The sequence below is a fragment of the Brucella daejeonensis genome (assembly GCF_014199265.1).
In the GTDB taxonomy this organism is placed as follows: Bacteria; Pseudomonadota; Alphaproteobacteria; order Rhizobiales; family Rhizobiaceae; genus Brucella; species Brucella daejeonensis.
In genome coordinates, this window is sequence record NZ_JACIJG010000031.1 from 19692 (window position 1) to 34208 (window position 14517).

A 14517-nucleotide genomic window follows, 5' to 3' on the forward strand; every position below is an offset into this window, starting at 1 on the left:
GCTTCGAGCGGACGGGGAAGTTTTTCGACACTGGCAAAAGCATCGAGCGGCAGCGCGTTGAACCCGTCAGCTTTCATGAGTCTTTTCATGCATTTAGGCGAATCACCTGCAAGCATGATTCCATTTAATGCGTTGAGATTCATGAAAGAATCGGCTGTCAGGTCCGCCGATTTTTACATCTCGTTAACGAAATCGCTGGACAGCGCGAATCACTTTTGATTCATTGATGACATTCGGATGTGGCGTATTCCGAATCGCTTCACGCGCAGGGAATTCACGAGGGACCATTACATGGCGAGCACCGACGCGTATGGCGCGCCGGCGGGGACGCATTGCGAATCCGGTCGGAGAAGAAGAAAGGGCAGGCTTTCCGGCCATGTCAGTCTTCTAGCTGGTCCGGCCTATGGCAAGTTCATATCGATGGAACCCATTTTGCGCCGCCTCGTTCCGGCGCTGATCATATTCTTTCTCGTCATCCTGGGTGTAGCGCGCGTCTTTTCCATGCTTGCATGGCGTGAGGACATCGAGCAGCAGCACAAGGCGTTTCTATCGGCGGCGACAGCCAATCTCGCACAGACGATGGAAAGAACGGCCAACGGTACCGACGCAGGCGCACAGATTTCACCAAAGGATATGCAGGATATCATCGAGGAGTTTCGCTCACGCGGTCTCTCTTCGTCCGGCATGACCATTGCCGTCATCGACGCGCAGTCATCCGTGGTGGCGATTTCCGACCCTGCGCCGGACAATATGTCCGGGAAGCCCATCGACACGATCCTTTCGGACGCGCAGCCGCTCTTCCTGTTTGCGGAACGTGCGGGCGTATTGAAGGTCATGATGCAGGGAGAACCCGCTTTCGGCGCGCTGTCCAAGCCGATGACCCTGCCCTATTCCGTCATCGCGGTCGAAAAGGAGAGCGCGATCTTTGCCGAATGGCGCCGTGCCGTATCGCTCAATGTAACGCTTTTTGCGGGCACGACGGGCGTGATGTTCGCCATCCTCTATGCCTATTTCAGCCAGGCCGCGCGGGCGCGGGAAGCCGACGATCTTTCCGGGCAGATTCAGCGCCGTATCGATCTGGCGCTGGGGCGCGGACGCTGCGGTCTGTGGGATTGGGACATGGCACGCGGGCGCATCTACTGGTCGCGCTCGATGTATGAAATGCTGGGATATGAAGCGCAGGATGCCGTGCTGCCTTTCAGCGATGTCGCGGCGGTCATCAATGAGGAAGACGGCGACCTCTACTCCATAGCCGAACAGGCGGCGGCGGGCGATATTTCTCACGTGGACCGCGTTTTCCGTATGCGCCATGCGGACGGCTCGTGGGTATGGATGCGTGTGCGCGCCGAAATCGCCAGCGATAGCGAGCTTCACCTCGTCGGTATCGCATTCGACGTCAGCGAGCAGCATCGTTTTGCGCAGCAGACTGCGGAAGCCGATATGCGCATCCGCGAAGCCATTGAAAACATCTCCGAAGCCTTCATCCTGTGGGACGCGAACAACCGCCTTGTGATGGCGAACTCCAAATTCAGCGAATATGCGGGCCTGCCGGTATGGACATTGAAGCCGGGCGTGCCGCGCAACGAAGTGGATGCGCATACGCGGCCCTTTACCTTCGAGCGCCGCATGGCGAACGAGCACAATCGCGCCGGAGGCCAGACATTCGAGCGCCAGTTGAGCGACGGGCGCTGGCTACAGGTCAACGAACGCCGCACGCAGGACGGCGGCCTCGTTTCCATCGGGACCGACATCACCCAGCTCAAGCTTCAACAGGAACGGCTGGTGGACAGCGAACGCCGCCTGATGGCAACCATTCACGATCTTTCCATTGCGAGAAAGGGCGAACGCGACCGCGTGCGCGAACTGTCGGAGCTTGCCCGCAAATATGGTCAGGAAAAGGAACGTGCCGAAGCGGGGAACCGCGCCAAGTCGGAATTCCTCGCCAATATGTCCCACGAATTGCGGACGCCGCTGAACGCCATCATAGGCTTCTCAGAAATGATCCAGGCCGGCACATTCGGTCCGCTCGGCTCCGACCGCTACGAGGAATATATCAACGATATCCATACGAGCGGCAACTTCCTGCTCAACGTCATTAACGACATCCTCGACATGTCGAAGATCGAAGCCGGTCATTTCTCGCTCGACCGCGAAGAGATCGATCTTTGCCCGCTGATCAACGAGACGGTGCGCATGATCTCGCTACAGGCGGACGAGAAGAATATCGCGGTCAACACGCGAATCGAAGACGCGATGCAGCTTTACGCAGACCGGCGCGCGATCAAGCAGGTGCTCATCAACCTTCTGTCGAACGCGGTGAAATTCACGTCCTATGGCGGGCAAATCACGGTGCGCGCCCGCAAGACCGGCTCGGCCCTGTTCATGACCATTCAGGATACGGGCGTAGGCATACCGAAATCGGCGATCAAGAAGATCGGCCAGCCATTCGAGCAGGTGGAGAACCAATTCACCAAGACCCATACCGGATCGGGCCTCGGTCTTGCCATCACGCGTTCTCTCGCGGAGCTTCACGGCGGCTGGCTGCGCATTCGCTCGACCGAAGGCGTCGGCACCGTGGTCTCGGTCTGCATTCCCGACCGCAGGCCGGGTCAGATCGGCGGTCACAGCGCGGAAATCCACGCAGCCTGATCAGACATTCAAAAGTGTCTCGAAAGCCGCCCGCACATCCACGGCAACTTCCGCCAGATGGTGCTCGACGCGCTTGATATCCGGCATATCCGCGGCGCGGCATAAAAGATCGATCATGCCGGGAATAAATTCGTCGCGCCTGGCATCGCCGCCAAGGCAAAGACGGATCGTCTGGCTCAGATTGGTGTAAAGCCGGTGCGCGGCCACCAGAGCGTCTGCAAGCGCGGGGTCGGCAAAGGATGGATCGAGCGCCGACAGAACCTCCTCGGTACCCAGAGGACGCGGCTTCTTCGCAACCTTGTGTATGAGCGCAGCAAACTGGGCGATGAATTCCAGATCGATGATGCCGCCGGGCTTGAGCTTGAAATCCCAGTCGTCGCGCGGCGGTTTTTCCTGATAGATCAGATCGCGCATCTCGCGGACATCGCGGGCGATCTTCTTCGTGTCGCGGGGCGCGGAGAGCACCTCATCGATCCCGCTCCCGATCTGCGCCATGAAATCCGCATCGCCATGGATCGGGCGCGCACGGGTGAGAGCCATGTGCTCCCACGTCCAGGCTTCGTTGCGCTGATATTTGCCGAAGGATTCGATATGGGTCGCGACCGGCCCCTTGTTGCCGGAAGGCCGCAGCCGCATATCGACTTCGTAAAGCACGCCTTCCGCAGTCGGCGCCGAAAGCGCTGCAATCAGGCGCTGCGTCAGGCGGATGTAATATTGCGAGGGCGCGAGCGGCTTTTCACCATCGGATTCGTCTGCATCCGCATCGTGATCGTAAAGAAGAATCAGATCGACATCGGAGCCTGCGGTCAGTTCGCGGCTGCCGAGCTTGCCCATTGCGAGCAACGCGACCTTCGCGCCCCTCACCTTGCCATGGCGGCGTTCCAGTTCGGCTTCGACGGCCTCAAAGGCCTTGCCGATCATCAGTTCGGCCAGATCGGAAAAGGCCCGACCGGCGCGCACACCGTCAATGGCGCCGGTGAGCAGACGGATACCGATGAGGAAACGGTGTTCGGCGGCAAAGATGCGCAGGCGATCCAGCACTTCCTCATAATCGCTCGCAGCCCCCAGAAACACGCGAAGGCGTTCTTCCAGATAGGCGCGCGTCGGCATTTCGGAAAAGATGGCGGGATCGAGCAAGCCGTCAAAGACATGCGGATTGCGCGTGATGATCTCCGCAAGCCGGGGTGCCGCGCTCATGATCATCACGATGAGATTGAGAAGACGGGGATTGGATTGCAGCAGGCTGAAAAGCTGGATACCGGCGGGCAGGCCCTTCAGGAAGCCATCGAAGCGCAGAAGCGCTTCATCCGCGCGTCTGGTTTCGGCGAAAGCCTTCAGCAGAGCGGGCGTCAATTCGGTCAGCCGCTCGCGCGCTTCGGCCGATTGCGTGGCGCGATAACGCCCGAAATGCCAGGTGCGGATCACACGGCAGATATCGCTCGGTCGCTCAAATCCCATGCTGGCAAGCGTCTCCAGCGTTCCCGGATCGTCCACGTCGCCGGTAAAGACGAGGTTCCCGCTGGATGCCCCAAGCTCCGGCGCCTGTTCGAACAGCGCCGCATAGTGCTTTTCGACCACTTTCAACGCATCGAGAAAGACATCGGCAAAGACAGACGGATCGGCATGGCCCATCATATGGGCAACGCGCGCAAAGCCTTCATCGTCTTCCGGCAGAATATGGGTCTGCTCGTCGGCGATCATCTGGATGCGATGTTCCACATCGCGCAGGAAATAATATTCCCTGGTCAGCGCATCGCGCGCCTTGTCGGTGATCCAGCCGCGCTCCGCCAGCCGCGCAAGCATGGGCACGGTCTGGTTGCCGCGCAGTTCGGGAAAACGTCCGCCCGCGATGAGTTGCTGCGTCTGGACGAAAAATTCGATCTCGCGAATACCGCCGCGTCCAAGTTTCACATTGTGCCCGCGCACCGCTATATCGCCATGGCCCTTATGCGCGTGAATCTGGCGCTTGATCGAGTGAACGTCGGCAATGGCCGCATAGTCGAGATATTTGCGCCAGACATAGGGCGACAGTTCCGCCAGCACTTGATTGCCGGATTCCCGGTCGCCCGCGACCGGGCGCGCCTTGATCATCGCGGCGCGTTCCCAGTTCTGCCCCCGTCCCTCATAGTAATGAAGAGCGGCCTCCACAGGAATGGCGAGCGGCGTGGAGCCGGGATCGGGGCGCAGTCGAAGATCGACCCGGAACACATAACCGTCGCCGGTACGATCCTGCAAAATGCGCACCAGCCGACGCGTCAGCCGGGAAAAGGTTTCGACACATTCATAGGGATCGCCAATGGCGGGCCTGGTCTCGTCGATGAAGACGATGAGATCGATATCGGAAGAATAATTGAGTTCCCGTGCACCGAATTTGCCCATGCCGAGCACGATCCAGCCGCTCTCCCTGTCGGGATTGTTTCTGTCGGGAAGTGCGATCTTTCCTGCCGCGTCGGCGTCGAGCAACAGAAACCGCACGGCAGCACCGGTGCAGGCTTCGGCAAGATCGGTCAGCCAGCCAGTGGTCGCCTGCGTGTCGAAAATACCGGCGAGATCGCAAAGCGCGATCACGACATGCACCTCCCGTTTCAGGATACGCAGGCTCGTCATGAGCGATGCTTCCGTCACACCTTCGAGCGAACCACACGCCGATATTTCCGCCAGAATGGCCCGGAGCGCATCTTCCGGCGTTTTCGAATCGATGCGGTCGAGAATGCGCGGATGGCGCATCAGCGCCTCGCGAAGAAAGGGAGACAGGTCGAGGACAGCCGCCAGAAACTCCGCCGCCTCCGGCTTGTGCAGAAGACCGGCCACGCCGGGCAGCTCCTCTTCCCGCGCCCGTGCGCCAAGATCGGTGAGGAAACTTTTCGCCCTTGCGGCATCGAGCGGCGTCAGAACCCGGATATTCCTCTGGAAGAAAAGTCCCTTCACATCTTCAGCCGCCATGATCCCCTCTTACATCAAGCAGTTATGCAGGCCCGTCCTCTATCCAGGCCCGCCCTCTATGCAGGCTTGTCGTCTACGCAGGCTTATCCGGTGACAACGGAAACTCCAGAACGGCGCGCAGGCCGGGGTCATTGCCTTCAAGACGAAGTGCGCCACCGTGCAATTTCATGACGGCCTTGGCAAGACTTAAACCGAGGCCGGAACCGGGTTGGGTGCGGCTTTCCTCAAGGCGAACGAAACGCTCGGTTGCCTGCTCGCGCTTGTCCTCCGGTATGCCGAGGCCGTTGTCGGCAACGATGATCCTGACCCATTGCGGGTCGCGTTCCATAGACAGGGTAACGCTCGCGACGCGTTCCTCGTCACTCGCATATTTGCCCGCATATTTAACCGCATTGTCCACGAGATTGGAAATCGTCTGCCCGACGAGTTCGCGATTGATATGCAGCGCCGTCTCGTCCAGTTCTCCGAGAGTCAGGCTGACGCTCGCATCTTCGGCAACGGGCTCATACATCTCGGCCACATCGCGCAGGATGGGCGCGACCGGCATGTTTTCGAGATTCTCGGAGGAATAGCCGGCCTCGAGACGCGAAATCATCAGGATCGCGTTGAAGGTGCGGATGAGTTGGTCCGACTCGCCAATGATGTCTTCGAGCGCGGCGCGATATTCCGGTCCCGTCTTCTTGCCGGAAAGGGCTTCCTCCGCGCTGTTGCGCAAGCGTGTCAGCGGTGTTTTGAGATCGTGGGCAATATTGTCCGAGACCTGTTTCAGCCCCTCGTTCAGTTCCAGAATCCGCCCCAGCATGACGTTGAGATTGGCCGACAGGCGGTCGAATTCGTCACCCGAACCATTGACCGGAAGTCTTCCGGTCAGATCGCCGTCCATGATGCGTTGCGACGCCCGCGACACCTCGTCGATACGTTTCAACGCGCGACGGCCCACGAAGAACCAGATCAGCAAGGCGCCCACGCCCATGATGCCGAGGGCAAGCATCAGTGAACGGCGGATGATGTTGCGGAAGCGTTCGGGTTCGCCAAGGTCGCGCCCGACCAGAAGCCGCATACCGTTCGGCAAGGCAATCACCACCGCAATGGCGCGATGTTCCGTCTCCGCGCCCTGCTCGCCATAGCGCCGGTAGTTGAAGGCGCGTTCGATCACGCCATCGGTATCGAGCACGCCCGGCTCGACGCTTTCGACATTGCCTGCAAGGACGCGGCCGGTCGGATCGGCGACCAGATAGAGATAGGCGCCCGGCTGGCGCGACCGGTATCCGATTGTGCGAACGAGCTGCGGAATGCCGCCGCGCGCGTAGCTTTTGCCAATGCTGGCAATTTCTTCGCCCAACGCCTGTTGTGTCTGGCCAGTGAGGATCGAAGCCGAAAGATTGGTCATGTAGAAGACCAGCGCGACCGCTCCAACCGCGAAAAGCAGAAGATAAAGCGCGGAAAGCCGCGCGGCAGTGGTGCGCATAAGCGCCGAAAAACGGCTCATCAATCCACCTTGGCGGCAGCGGACTGTTTCGCCCGTCCGGCCTTGAGCATATAGCCCGCGCCGCGCACCGTATGGAGCAGCGGCCCGTCAAAGCCTTTTTCGATCTTCGAGCGCAGGCGTGAAATATGAACGTCGATGACATTGGTCTGCGGATCGAAATGATAATCCCAGACATTTTCCAGAAGCATGGTGCGCGTGACGACCTGCCCGGCATGGCGCATCAGATACTCCAGAAGACGAAATTCGCGGGGCTGGAGCGTGATATCCACGTCCTGACGACGCGCCGTATGGGCGAGCCGGTCGAGTTCGAGATCGCCGACACGATAGATCGTATCCGCCTCGCGGGGGCTGGAACGGCGCTGGAGAACTTCCACGCGCGCCAGCAGTTCGGAGAAAGCATAAGGCTTGGTCAGATAGTCGTCGCCACCGGCGCGCAGGCCCGTTACGCGGTCGTCCACCTCGCCAAGCGCGGAAAGGATAAGAACCGGCGTCTCCATGCCCCTGGCGCGCAGCCCCGCCACGACGGAAAGGCCGTCGCGCTTGGGCAACATGCGGTCCACCACCAGCACGTCGTAGCTTCCATTCTCGGCCAGTGCATAGCCGGTCTCGCCGTCACCGGCGATGTCGGCGGAATGTCCGGCCTCGGTGAAGGCCTTCTCCAGATAGCGGGCCGCTTCGCGGTCGTCTTCAATAACGAGAATCTTCATGGCGCTACTATAATATTGTTTGACGATAAGGCGATGCCAGGCGAAGAACCGCCTGGCATCGAATTTCTCAGAGCCTGTCGAGGCTGCCGATCATCATCCCTGATCGATCGGCAGGGCCACGAAACGGCTCTGATCGTTGCTCTGCAATTGCAGCAGCACCGCCTTGCGACCCGACTTGGCGGCTTCGCTGATAGCGTCATTGATGTCCTTGGCGCTCTTCACCGTCTGGTTGTTGACGCTGACGATGATATCGCCGGAGCGGATGCCACGGTCCGAAGCGTCGCTGTTGGGATCGACATCGGTCACCACGACGCCGTTACCGTCTTCAGACGGGGTCACGGTCAGGCCATAGGTGTCGAGCGTTTCGCTCTCACTGCCGCCATTGTCTCCGGAAGGGCTGGCCGATTTGCCTAGATCGCCGGGCATGGCCTCGATGGTCAGGTTGACTTCCTCGGCCTTGTTCTTGCGCCAAACGGTCACTGCGACCTTCTCACCGGGATTGATCGCCGCAATCTTGCGCGCCAGATCGCGCGGGTCCTGGACAGTTTCGCCATTGACCGCCGTGATCACGTCACCGGACAGGATGCCGGCCTTGGCAGCGGGACCGTCCTTCTGCGGCGAAGCGACGATAGCGCCCTTTTCTTCGGCAAGACCGAGCGAGGCGGCAATATCCTTCGTCACCGGCTGTATCTGCACGCCGATCCAGCCGCGTTCCACCGAACCCTTCTTGATGAGCTGATCGACGACCTGCTTCGCGGTCGATGCCGGAATTGCGAAGGCAATGCCGACGCTGCCGCCCGAGGGCGAGAAGATGGCGGTATTGATGCCGATGACCTGCCCCGAAAGATTGAAGGCCGGGCCGCCTGAATTCCCCTTGTTCACAGCCGCGTCGATCTGAATGAAGTCGTCGTAAGGGCCTGCGCCGATGTCACGGCCACGCGCCGAAACGATGCCTGAAGTCACCGTGCCGCCGAGACCGAACGGATTACCGACCGCGACAACCCAGTCGCCGACGCGAATCTTGCTGTCGTCGCCGAACGCCACATAGGTGAACTTCTTCTTCGGATCGTTGATCTTCAGCACGGCAAGGTCGGTGCGCGGATCCGTACCGATGAGCTTGGCGTCAAGTTCCGTGCCGTCATCCATGACGACGCTGTAGGCATCGCCGTCGGAGACGACGTGATTGTTGGTCACGAGATAACCGTCTTCGGAGATGAAGAAGCCCGACCCTTGAGCGACGGGACGTTCGTGACCGGGACGCGGAGCACGCTTGCCGGGACCGCGGCGATCCGGGCGCGCATCGCCACGCGGATTCATGCCGAAATCACGGAAGAAGCGCTTCAGCGGGTGATCGTCAGGCAACTGGTCGAAGCCGGGAGGGCCGGAGAACTGACCGCCACCGCCGCGATCGGCGGTTTGCTGCACATCTTTCTTGACGCGCACGCTGACAACGGCCGGGCGCACTTTCTCGACCAGATCGGCAAAGCCTACGGCCTGTGGCGGCGGGGTTACCTGCACTGCATCCGCACGCGCATCGTTGAGTGCGCCGAGCGGGCCGGTCGCGACGAGACCACCGGCAAGAACAGCCGTGAGTGCAATCGCGGCAACGCCTTTGCGATAGTTGGAAATCCTGGCTCTGGACATTTATTTCTCCTTGCGAGCAGTAATCCGGCCGCCACCCTGATCTTACGGGAAAGGTGGCCCTGTGAAACCTTTATAGAGTGTAAGATAGTAAGGCCTACCTTACCGCTCCGTTTCCGCAACATGAAAGTTTCGTAAGGTACGGGAATAATATTCCGGCGTATTGGATCACTTGCCGTCAAGCAGGCGCGACAGTTCGGCCTTCTCGTTTTCGGTGAGCGGTTGCGCGGCTCCACCTGCCTGCCCGCGCCTGCGCAACGCGAAAACCAGCGCCGTTGCGCCAATCAGCAGGACCAGAACCGGAAAGCCCCATAGCAGAACCGTCCGCGCATTGAGGCGCGGCTTCAGGAGAACGAATTCGCCGTAACGGTCCACGATGAAATCGATGACCTGCCGGTCGCTATCGCCCGATTTCAGCCGTTCGCGCACGAGAATGCGAAGATCGCGGGCAAGCTCGGCATTCGAATCGTCGATGGATTCGTTCTGGCAGACCATGCAGCGCAGTTCGCCGGAAATTGTCCGGGCGCGTTTCTCCAGAGCCGGGTCGGAAAGAACCTCGTCCGGATTGACCGCGAGCGCTGTTGTCCCCTGAAAGGCAAGAGCGACGCCGAGCGCGAGTGCTGCAAGGACCGGCCGCTTCTTCATATTGCGGCCCCCGCCTGTTTCGGCGCCGATTTGCGGCTGCGCGACGGTGCCCCGACCCGCAGGCGGCGGTCCGCAAGCGAGAACAGACCGCCCAGCATCATGACGAGCGCGCCATACCAGATAAGGGTGACGGCGGGTTTCCACCAGATGCGCACCACGGCCGAGCCGTCGCCCGGCTCGTCGCCGAGCGCGACGTAGATCTGGCTGAACCACAGCGTACGGATACCCGATTCCGTCGTCGGCATCTGGCGCGCGGGGAAGAAGCGCTTGGACGGTTCGATCTGCCCGAGATTGCGGGCACCGGGATCGAGCAGCGTGAAGGTGCCGCGATTTTCCGTGAAATTGGAGCCGGTCAACGGACGCAGCCCTTCGAAGCGAAGCGTATAATCCTGCACCTTGACCGTATCGCCCGGACGCATGACCAGCACGTTCTCGGTGCCGAATGTCGTCACGCTCACAATACCGAGCAGTGTCACCCCAAGACCGATATGCGCAAGTGCCGTCCCGAAGACCGAGCGCGGCAGACCCTTGAAGCGGGCAAATGCCTTGGCGGCTGAAACCTTGCCGATACCGGCCTTGAGCACGAGATCGGTCAGGCTGCCGCAAACCAGCCATGCCGCAAGCCCTATCCCGCAGGCGGCAAGAACCGATTTCGCCGATGTGCTCCACAGGACGATGCCAGCCGCGACCAGCGAGAGCGCGAAAGCGGTCATCAGCCGTTGCGATACGCCGTAAAGGTCTCCGCGTTTCCACGCGAGCAGCGGCCCGAAGGGCACCGCAAAGAGGAGCGGGATCATCAACGGGCCGAAAGTCATGTTGAAGAAGGGTGCGCCGACGGAAATCTTGTCGCCGGTCATGACTTCCAGCAGCAGCGGATAGAGCGTCCCGATCAACACGGTCGCGGCGGCGGTGGTCAGGAACAGATTGTTGAAAACCAGCGCACCCTCGCGCGAGATCGGATGGAAAATACCGCCTGCCGTCAGGCTCTGTACCCGCAACGCGAAAAGCGACAGCGAGCCGCCGATGAAGACCGCGAGAATGGCGAGAATGAAGAGGCCGCGCCCCGGATCGGAGGCGAAGCTGTGCACCGACGTCAGGACGCCCGAACGCACGAGAAACGTGCCGAGCAAAGACAGCGAGAAGGTGAGGATGGCCAGAAGAACCGTCCAGATTTTCAGCGCGGAGCGCTTTTCCATCACCAGCGCGGAATGCAAGAGCGCCGTACCGACCAGCCACGGCATGAAGGACGCATTCTCGACCGGGTCCCAGAACCACCAGCCGCCCCAGCCAAGTTCGTAATAGGCCCAGTAGGACCCCATGGCGATGCCGCCGGTCAGGAACATCCAGGCGACAAGCGCCCACGGGCGCACCCAGCGCGCCCATGCAGCATCGAGACGGCCCTCGATCAGCGCGGCAACGGCGAAGGAGAAGCAGACCGAAAACCCGACATAACCGAGATAGAGCAGCGGCGGATGGACCGCCAGCCCCACATCCTGAAGGATCGGATTGAGGTCGCCGCCTTCCAACGGTGCCGGAAAGGCGCGGATAAAGGGGTTGGAAGTGAACACGATGAACGCCAGGAAGGCGACGCCGATCCAGCCCTGCACGGCAAGCACGTTGGCGCGCAACGTTTCAGGCAGGTTGCCGGAAAAGGCCGCGACCAGCGCGCTGAAGAAGGTGAGAATGAACACCCACAGCAGCATGGAGCCTTCGTGATTGCCCCAGACGCCGGTGATCTTGTACAGGAGCGGCTTTTGCGAATGGGAGTTCTCGACCACGTTCAGGACCGAGAAATCGGACACGACATAGGCATGAACGAGCACTGCCGCCGACAGGCAGACCAGCGCGAAAACCGCAAGCGCCGTCGGCACCGCGACCGCCATGAGCTGGGTGTCCCTGCGATGCGCCCCGACCACCGGCACGATCGATTGAACGACCGACAGGGCCAGCGCCAGAACCAGAGCGAAATGACCGATCTCGACACTCATTTGCAGTCTCCTCCGCGCGCAACGCCTTCCAGTGCCGAACAGGCAAACGTCATTTGCCTTCCCATACGCCCTTTTCCTTCAGGCTGTCGGCAAGGTCCTTGGGAACATAGTTCTCGTCGTGCTTTGCAAGCACGTTGTCGGCGCGAAACACGCCATCCTGTCCGAAGCGCCCCTCGGCCACCACGCCCTGCCCTTCACGGAAAAGATCGGGAGGAATGCCTTCGAACACCACCTTCACGGTCTTGATCGTATCCGTCACCGTGAAGCGTAGCTCGCTGCCTTCGCGGCCGACCGAACCTTTTTCCACCAGACCGCCGAGACGGAAGCGCGAGCCGGAAGCCATGTCCTGAGCGGTCAGATCGGCGGGCGTACGGAAAAACCGGATATCCTGGCTGAATGCCGTCAGCATCAGCCCGACAGCGACCGCCAGAACCGCCAGCGCGCCGCCGATCAGGATGAGGCGCTTGCGTTTTCTCTGGCTGACGGTGCGTGCGAAGCTGCCAGCCGGTTTGGCATTGCGTGGGTTTTCTTCAGCGGTCGCGCTCATTTTTGTGCGTTTTCCAGTCCAAGTCCGGTTCCGAAACTCTCAAGCTCCGACCGGCTTTCGCCCTGTAGAGCTTTCATTCCGCGATCAAGTGCGTCCTGCGCGGCATCGCGGCGGTTGAGGACCATATAGGAACGCACGAGGCGCTTCCAGCCTTCAACATCCCCGCCATTATTACGAAGACTTTCATCCAGACGTTGAACCATGCTCTCGATCATGGTTTGCCGGTCTTCGGTGCTGAGGGACGAAGCGGCATCGACATCGCCGGCAGTCGGTCCCTTCGGCTTCTGTTCGTCACCCGAAACGGAGGCGCGGAGCCGGGCAATGGACTGCTCGATCTGGCCACGCCATGGCGCATCGGCGGGCGCCTTGTCCAGAAATGCCTGAAGGCGGGCGGCTGCAAGGTCCGTGCGCCCATCCTGCATTTCGCCCTGCGCAAGATAGAATTGCGGGCGCACGTCGGACGGGTCGAGATCGGCCGCCTTCTGGAAGGAAGCCTCGGCTTCCGCCGTCACGGTGCCGCCTGAAACGGTGGCCAGCGCTTCACCCAGCCCCAGAACACGCGGAAAATTCTCCCCGGCGACACGGATGGCGCTGCGATAGGCGTTGACGGCATCCGCGGCGCGGCCAAGCCGTTGATAGATCGGCGCCAGCACATCCCATCCGCGAACGTCATCCGGGTTCCGCGCCAGATGTGCCTCGGCGCGTGCCACGAGTTCATCGATGGAGTTGCGATTGGCGCTTGCGGAAAGCCGTTCGGCAAGCGGCATCGACGGCATGTCCGGCTTGCCGAACAGCGGATAAACACCCCAGGCGATCAACGGAACGGCAAGGACGGCCAAAAAAGCGAGCAAGCGGCCCGGTGTGGATTTGCCCGCTGCCTCGGCCGCTTCCCGGCTCGCCTTTTCGGCATTCAGAATGCGACGCGATATTTCGATACGCGCCTGTTCGGCGCTTTGCGGGTCGATCATTCCCCGCGCCGCATCGGCCTCGACCTCGCGGAGCTGATCCCGGTAAACTTCGAGATCGTTTTTTTCCGCAGGCGGCCCCCCCTGTTTGCGCCGCGTCAGCGGCAACAAAACAGCCAGAGTAGCCGCGAATGTCAATAATGCTGCAATAAGCCAGAATTCCATGGCTACGACTTAAGCGCAGCCACGGAAAAAACCAACCACTACATGCGCGAAGTGATCGCCTAGGGCAATTCGCCGCAAAGGACAGGTTGAGGTTTAGACCCCAGGGGTCAGGTCAGCGGCGTCCAGCTACCGTCGGGATTGCGACATGCGGTCCCGCGCGATGTCTGCTGCGCGCCGCCGATGGTGAAACTGTGCGAATATTGGCGGCAATTCTGCGATCCAACCTGATAGGCCTGAGCCGGGGTTACATCGCCGGAGTTCGATCCGCTGCCGCTCCACGAGACCGACTTGCCTGCCGGAGAATATTCGAGCGCACGATATTCCGCTTCCAGCGCCTTTTTACGATCGTTTGCACCGAGCTGACCCGCAGAACTTCCGAGCAAGCCATTGCCGAGCGGGGCCAGCAGGTTCGTTTCAGGCTTCTGTGCCGACGAACCGCCTCCAAGCAGCCCCAGTCCGGCGCCGCTGACGCCCTTACCGGCGGTGCCGCAGGCGGATAATGCAAGCGCCAGGGCCAGCATCACCGGAACGATAGAAACTGGGTGAGAAATCCTGGATATCGTCGTCATAACAACCCGCCTTCGTGTATAATTAGTATGCTTACTATCACATCATGCGACTTTATTCTTCTAGTGGATTTTTCGAATTTGACGTTTGAAGCAGCATCTCATTCAGTCGGGATCCAAACGTCAAATTCAATCCACTAGTGGTCTGATTCCGACATTTGCATCCCTCTGATACAGGCGCCGAGCAAATGTCGGAATCGAAAAGACCACTA

General features: G+C 60.5%; 10 protein-coding genes. 1 reads left to right on the forward strand and 9 read right to left on the reverse strand.

Going from position 1 to position 14517, the window contains the following annotated elements:
- Positions 1 to 291 precede the first annotated feature (291 nt).
- Entirely contained in the window at positions 292 to 2649 is a 2358-nt protein-coding gene (locus FHS76_RS21320) for a PAS domain-containing sensor histidine kinase (protein ID WP_183657986.1), read from the forward strand.
- Here FHS76_RS21320 and FHS76_RS21325 read toward each other — a convergent pair whose 3' ends face one another.
- The 9 genes from FHS76_RS21325 to FHS76_RS21365 all read right to left on the reverse strand — a co-directional run bounded on the left by FHS76_RS21325 (position 2650) and on the right by FHS76_RS21365 (position 14308).
- A complete protein-coding gene (locus FHS76_RS21325) occupies positions 2650 to 5592 on the reverse strand; it encodes a bifunctional [glutamine synthetase] adenylyltransferase/[glutamine synthetase]-adenylyl-L-tyrosine phosphorylase (protein ID WP_183657990.1) in 2943 nt (980 codons plus the stop codon).
- A 73-nt stretch (positions 5593 to 5665) separates the two neighbouring features.
- On the reverse strand, positions 5666 to 7081 hold the full coding sequence (locus FHS76_RS21330) for a sensor histidine kinase (protein WP_183657992.1): 1416 nt from the start codon (positions 7079 to 7081) through the stop codon (positions 5666 to 5668).
- The gene (locus FHS76_RS21335; protein WP_183657994.1) at positions 7081 to 7788 is read right to left on the reverse strand and encodes a response regulator transcription factor; all 708 of its coding nucleotides are present in this window, start codon (positions 7786 to 7788) and stop codon (positions 7081 to 7083) included. The genes FHS76_RS21330 and FHS76_RS21335 overlap by 1 nt, the downstream gene beginning before the upstream one ends.
- Before the next feature lie 93 nt (positions 7789 to 7881).
- The gene (locus FHS76_RS21340; protein WP_183657996.1) at positions 7882 to 9432 is read right to left on the reverse strand and encodes a Do family serine endopeptidase; all 1551 of its coding nucleotides are present in this window, start codon (positions 9430 to 9432) and stop codon (positions 7882 to 7884) included.
- A 165-nt stretch (positions 9433 to 9597) separates the two neighbouring features.
- Positions 9598 to 10074 (reverse strand): cytochrome c-type biogenesis protein, encoded by a 477-nt coding sequence (locus FHS76_RS21345; protein WP_183657998.1) that lies wholly within the window; start codon positions 10072 to 10074, stop codon positions 9598 to 9600.
- Positions 10071 to 12062: a heme lyase CcmF/NrfE family subunit gene (locus FHS76_RS21350; RefSeq protein WP_183658000.1), complete on the reverse strand. Its 1992-nt coding sequence runs from the start codon at positions 12060 to 12062 to the stop codon at positions 10071 to 10073. The genes FHS76_RS21345 and FHS76_RS21350 overlap by 4 nt, the downstream gene beginning before the upstream one ends.
- A gap of 49 nt (positions 12063 to 12111) precedes the next feature.
- Positions 12112 to 12609: a cytochrome c maturation protein CcmE gene (gene ccmE, locus FHS76_RS21355; RefSeq protein WP_183658002.1), complete on the reverse strand. Its 498-nt coding sequence runs from the start codon at positions 12607 to 12609 to the stop codon at positions 12112 to 12114.
- Positions 12606 to 13739 carry a c-type cytochrome biogenesis protein CcmI gene (gene ccmI, locus FHS76_RS21360; RefSeq protein WP_183658018.1) on the reverse strand — a complete coding sequence of 378 codons (1134 nt, stop codon included), beginning with the start codon at positions 13737 to 13739 and terminating at the stop codon, positions 12606 to 12608. Before ccmI ends, ccmE begins: the two co-directional genes overlap by 4 nt.
- A 107-nt stretch (positions 13740 to 13846) precedes the next feature.
- Complete coding sequence (locus FHS76_RS21365) at positions 13847 to 14308, reverse strand: hypothetical protein (protein WP_183658021.1); 462 nt, start codon at positions 14306 to 14308, stop codon at positions 13847 to 13849.
- Between the last annotated feature and the right edge of the window lie 209 nt (positions 14309 to 14517).